We start from the raw sequence: 5,609 nt of genomic DNA on the forward strand, positions 1-5,609 counted from the left end.
GCGTTAGACTACCGCCAAGGAAGCAGCACCCTGTGTTAGCGGCAGCTATGCGAAGCAAAGCGTCAACCCGCCGAGGAGCTACGGCTCAGTAGGAATCTCCGTGCCTTTAGGCCGGGGAGGATGTCAACAGGTAGAAGCAAAAATAGGACAGATAATTATAGATTTCTATAGATTATCGTAGGTTTCTAAGAACGGTATTAGCTAGCACTCATCTACCACAGAAAAATGAAAAAACTACGGGGGTGAAAAATCACTAGATTTTTTATCCCCTATATTTTTTTGTCTGGGTACGGTTGCTCTGCAAGCATATTCTGTCCGGTTGAACTAATACCAAATTCAAAAAAGGTAGTTACAGTATTAATCTCTAGATTTCCACCAACAGACCAAACTACTGTAGCAATATTTGATGAAACTGGTATAAGATAATCAATTTTCATGTTTCTAAACAATAGATAGATTTACAGCGGTTTTTATTTGAGTAAACTACAGTAAGGATATTCCATGGAACTTCCCCTCAAATAATTTGGTTTTGACTATGTGATTGACTCATGTGAAAATCACTGTAATATAATCTACATCCAATAAACTCATCATCAGAAAAATTTTCTTGATTTATTAAAAATAGGTAAAAAATACTATTGACAACCATTTTTTTGGGTAATAGTCTAGAAAATTCTAGAGATATATTTATTGTCCGGAAAAAATATATTATTTTTCTAAAAATATACAAAAATACTGATGATTTACCCATTTTTTTAGTCATTATCTATTATTCTAGAGATATATCTATAATCCAGAAAAGAAATATTTTTAAAAGTATATATAAATCAAAAAATAGATTTAAAGTAACTTATTTTGACTAAAACTATATATATTAACTATTTAATCAAAACATCAGTCTCACAAAGAAGTCAAAAATTAAATAATGAAAATCAAGACAAATGTAGTATTTTTGCAAATTAACCAAAAAATAGTAGCAGTGTTTTCATAGAGTTGCTATATTCATTTACAGACAGGAACAAATGCCACTCATGATCGCACACAAAAATCAGTAATTTGAGAACAGTAAATTAGCTGATGGCATTTGTATAAATCCCAAATAAACTAATAAGGGTAGTCCTGTATAGTAATGGTGAATGGTGGCTGAAATGCTTGCTATACCGTTACCGAAAAAATTACAATGCACCACTACCCTAATAAGAAAGACAAGAAATAGAGGTATTAAACATGAAGAATATAATGATTGCAGCTCTCGTTTCTGCTCCTTTAGCAGTAGCTACTGTATTCAACGCTGGTGCTGTCAATGCCGCAGTTTTATCCGGAAATTTCAGTTTTGATGGTGCTGGTAATACGATCTCATTTGATGAAAATATGTTAGACTTCGCTGGCGATGGAATTTTTCTATCACTTAAAAATGGTGATTTCGCTGGTTTAGACTCAGATGCAAAAATTTTTGATATTTCTTCTGGTCTTGCAGCTCTTGATGGTATGGATACTGTCATGGCACCTGTCAAATTTATAGAATTGAGCGATGGAACTACTTTAAATCTGACATCATTTAATGATTTCACTTTCACTCCTCAATTTGGCACAACTGATATCAACTTAGGATTCAGTGGATTCTTTTTAAATGATGGAGATATGACTGATGCTATGGGTAGTATTACTTTCCAAGTAATTGGTCAATTAAATGAAGATAGTTTTGAAGGTGACGAAATATTCCAAGCTAGTTTTTCTGGTGTAGTATTTGGAACTGAAGACAATGTAACAGTTCCTGAACCTCCAACAATGTTAGGTTTAGGTGTAGTAGCTGCTGCTTCTGCTTTCGGTTTGAAGAAAAAGAATAGCTAGTCACTGAAGTTATTAAAACTTACTCATCAAGTTTTACTCTACAATTGACCAGTCAATATTGACTACGAATTTGAATTTCTATCTGGTATCTAGGTAGAAGAGATTCAAAACACAGGGTGTTCGCTAATATAAAATCCGGTTGAATACTTATCTTATGTTTGGGGGTGGGAAGTGTGGGGAGGGTGGGGAGTGTGGGGAGAAGGGGAGGTCGAGAGATTGAAGGATCCGAAAGTGTGGATAGAATTATAAACATATACTGTATAACCGGATTCTATATAACACCAATTTGAAAAAAGAATGTTACGAATAATAAGTGCAATAAAAAGATTTTGCAGGAAATATCCCTTTGACAAAGCGGCCGATCGCGACAGCGGAACGGAGTTCTCTCTTCGGAGCTTCCCGTAGGGTGGGATGGCGCCATTCGGAGCGGCTCTGATAAGAGCGGGTCTCCTCGCCATATCCAATCGACCAAGAGAGCGGTGCGATCCCGCGACGACACCAGTCGCAAGCGTTCAGATCCCACGACGACAACAGTCGCACCTGATAGCGCACCAAGAGAAAAAGAGAATTTACGACCTAAAAACTGGTATTGAAGCAATTCCAGTGTTACTCTTGAATCCCCCTCCTAGGAAGGGTTAGGGGTTGGTTTACTCCTAAGTAATTAACATTAATATCATACCCGCGCTTTACCAAAAAATTGTGGTTTAAAGCCTCCCCTTTTAAGGGGATAATAAGCGGTCGTTTGCGCAGCATTCCGTAGGATGGGATGGCGAGGTCTCCTCGCCATATCCAATCGACCAAGAGAAAAAAAAATTTCATTATTAGTCAATCCTCTCCTTGAAAAGAAGAGGTAATTATTCATTATTCATTATTCATTATTCATTATTCATTGTTGAACAACGCCGTAATGTCAAATCCACTTGCTACGGTTCCCGAGAAATCAGAGTATAGCAATCGAAACAAAGGGCGCAGACATATCAAAAGCTTAAAACTCAGACAATGCAATATTTTTCCTTCTTCCTTCTGCTATAAATAAAATTATCACGATCAACAGTATGAGAAAAACACGCTCATATATCTTTTCCCTCCTCGTCCCTATAACCCCATAACCCCATAAACCCATGACCCCGTGACCCCGTGACCTTATAACCATATATCGAAAAATTATTTATAATAGTATATTATATCTAGCTTAGACTGGTATCGCCAAGGCCAATTTTCCATGACTTGATACAAAGCGATCGGCAAAACTTAATATAAGTAATTCAGGTTAATATTAAGTAATTCAGCCGATATTAATCAAAATACTCGGAAAAACCGCATAAGCTTGGGAAAGCTAGAAGTATAAGGATGTAGTTGAGAAAAATATAGGTGTAAACTATGAACTTTCGTACATTTGACGGCAGTAACAATAACTTAGATAATCCCCAATATGGTGAAACAGGTGAAAATTTGCTTCGTTTAGCACCAGCAAATTATCAAGATGGCATATCTGAATTAATTGACGGTCCGAATGCTAGAGTTATTAGTAACACCGTGTTTAATCAATCAGAATCTATCCTAGACCCCCGAAATTTAAGTGATTATACATGGTTATGGGGACAATTTCTTGACCATGATATCACTTTGAGTGAGGTACAAAGCGAGACAGAAGAAACTATTAGCATTACTATTCCTAACGATGACCCTTTTTTCGCACCTGATTCATTTATTCCCGTTACTAGATCGCTCTTTGATCAAACTACTGGCACTGACCCCACAAACCCCCGCGAGCAATTTAACGAACTTACAGCTTGGATAGATGGCAGTAATGTATACGGTAGCGACCAAGGCCGCGCTGACTGGTTACGCAGCTTTGGCGGTGGAAAATTGAAGGTGACTACCCACTCCACAGGAGATTTACTGCCAACTCAAGACGGCGATCCAAATGCACCTCATATGTCGATGGATGGAAGAATAGGTCCAAGCACTTTTGTAGCAGGAGATGTACGAGCAAATGAAAACTCAGCTTTAGCCTCAATACACACTCTCTTTGTACGGGAGCATAACCGGATTGCTGAAATTATTGAAGCTACTCATACAGACTTATCCTTAGACCCTATTAAGCGCGATCAAGAGATTTATCAACGGGCCCGTAAAATAGTAGGGGCACAAATCCAGAAAATTACTTATGACGAATTCTTGCCTGCTTTGGGTGTGACTCTCGATCCTTATAGTGGTTATGATTCAACTGTTAATCCTAATATCAGTACAGAATTTTCCACAGCAGGTTTTCGTTTAGGGCATACTATGGTTAGTTCTAATCTACAACATTTGAATGAAGATGGTAGCTCTACAGAATTTGGTCCACTAAACTTATCTGAAGTTTTCTTCCGGCCAGATAGTATTACTGACAAAGGAGGAATAGACCCTGTATTGCGTGGTTTAGCTTCTCAAATACAGCAGAAAACAGACGCGAAAGTAGTTGATGATTTGCGGACTCAATTATTTGGTCCTCCTAGTCAAGGAACAGTGGTAAATGGAACAGATTTGGTAGCTCTGAATATTCAGCGCGGGCGGGACCATGGTTTGGCCAGTTACAATGATGTTAGGGAAGCATTGGGTTTACCTAGGAAAGATAATTTTAGTGACATTTCATCTGACCCAGAGTTGGTGGCATCACTAGAGGCGGTTTATAGCAATGTTGACGAAATTGACCTGTGGGTGGGAATGTTGGCGGAGGATAATTTAGAAAATTCTAGTATTGGAGAGTTGAATGAAGCAATTTTAGAAGACCAGTTTGAAAGATTGCGAGATGGCGATCACTTCTGGTATGAAAATGATACTCACCTTGCTAAGTGGGAGTTAGGCGATCATGGTTTGGTTTCAGATTGGTTAGGTGGTCTTCAGTTGTCGGATGTCATCAAGGCAAACACTGGAATTGAAAATATTTCTGAAAATGTGTTCTTTGTTAGTACTACTCCTACTCCTGTTCCTAACATTCACGATGGCGGACCTACTTCTTTAATGATCGTGGCTAGTTTTTTGATGATTGGTCGTCTATGGAAGATGTTACCAACAATTAAGAGACAGTCTAGCGATCGCTGTTAATTAATACATAGGACTTACGCGGTACAATGTATTTTCGTCATTGCGACCGACAGGGTTTGCGGAGCATTCCGGGACGGAAAGCAATCTCAAATCCTAGTATTTCCTACCTTATGCGTAAGTCCTGTAATATAGTAGTCGAAAGAAAGGTTAGGAAATATTAAAAGCTTAAAACTTAGACAATGCAATATTTTTCCTTCTTCCTTCTGCTATACATACTAGGAGCATTGTATGCAAAACTCCGACAAATGATCAACGACCGCTAATGAACTAGCGATCGCCCTAAAAATTTATAACAGATACTTTTTGTAATAGGTAGATGTAAAAATCTCAGATAATTAAATGGATTTGAAATAATAGTTAGAAGGGAGCAAGCGATCGCTGTTTTTTCTACACTCTTAACTCTGACTAATGTAGATATTATTAGTTAGATCAGAGCGATCGCGCACATAATCATCAACCTTTAGATTAGGAGTTTTTCTGGCGACGGCTAGCTACTAAACCTGCAGTCACTACACCTAGACCAAATAATACAGTTGGTTCGGGTACTGGTTTCATTTCCGCAATCACTTCTCCAGAAAAGGTTGTCTCTATAGGGTCAATACTTCCATCAAAAATACCCTCAATATATTCGGCATCTACACCTGCCATCTGAAATGTTATGTTACCAA

General features: G+C 38.0%; 4 protein-coding genes. 2 read left to right on the forward strand and 2 right to left on the reverse strand.

All coding sequences use genetic code 11. The features are described from left to right. Window positions 1-269: 269 nt before the first annotated feature. Complete coding sequence (locus F6K23_RS20315) at window positions 270-437, reverse strand: hypothetical protein (protein WP_293159176.1); 168 nt, start codon at window positions 435-437, stop codon at window positions 270-272. 802 nt (window positions 438-1,239) lie between these two features. On the opposite strand from F6K23_RS20315, the gene F6K23_RS20320 reads away from it, so the two are divergent. Together F6K23_RS20320 and F6K23_RS20325 are read left to right on the forward strand one after the other, a co-directional pair. Further along, window positions 1,240-1,851, forward strand: a complete 612-nt coding sequence (locus tag F6K23_RS20320; RefSeq protein WP_293159178.1) for a PEP-CTERM sorting domain-containing protein — start codon at window positions 1,240-1,242, stop codon at window positions 1,849-1,851. 1,380 nt (window positions 1,852-3,231) lie between these two features. Continuing rightward, the gene (locus tag F6K23_RS20325; RefSeq protein ID WP_293159180.1) at window positions 3,232-4,941 is read left to right on the forward strand and encodes a peroxidase family protein; all 1,710 of its coding nucleotides are present in this window, start codon (window positions 3,232-3,234) and stop codon (window positions 4,939-4,941) included. Between the two features lie 465 nt (window positions 4,942-5,406). Here the strand turns inward: F6K23_RS20325 and F6K23_RS20330 are convergent. Then, the coding region (locus F6K23_RS20330; RefSeq protein WP_293159182.1) for a PEP-CTERM sorting domain-containing protein at window positions 5,407-5,609 on the reverse strand (203 nt) is incomplete at its 5' end.

It is taken from the genome of Okeania sp. SIO2C9 (genome assembly GCF_010672455.1).
GTDB lineage: Bacteria > Cyanobacteriota > Cyanobacteriia > Cyanobacteriales > Microcoleaceae > Okeania.

Excerpts from the sequence above, each read along its gene's own strand:
- F6K23_RS20315 (WP_293159176.1), bottom strand. The coding sequence starts at position 437 with ATGAAAATTGATTATCTTATACCAGTTTCATCAAATATTGCTACAGTA.
- F6K23_RS20320 (WP_293159178.1), top strand. The coding sequence starts at position 1,240 with ATGATTGCAGCTCTCGTTTCTGCTCCTTTAGCAGTAGCTACTGTATTC.
- F6K23_RS20325 (WP_293159180.1), top strand. The coding sequence starts at position 3,232 with ATGAACTTTCGTACATTTGACGGCAGTAACAATAACTTAGATAATCCC.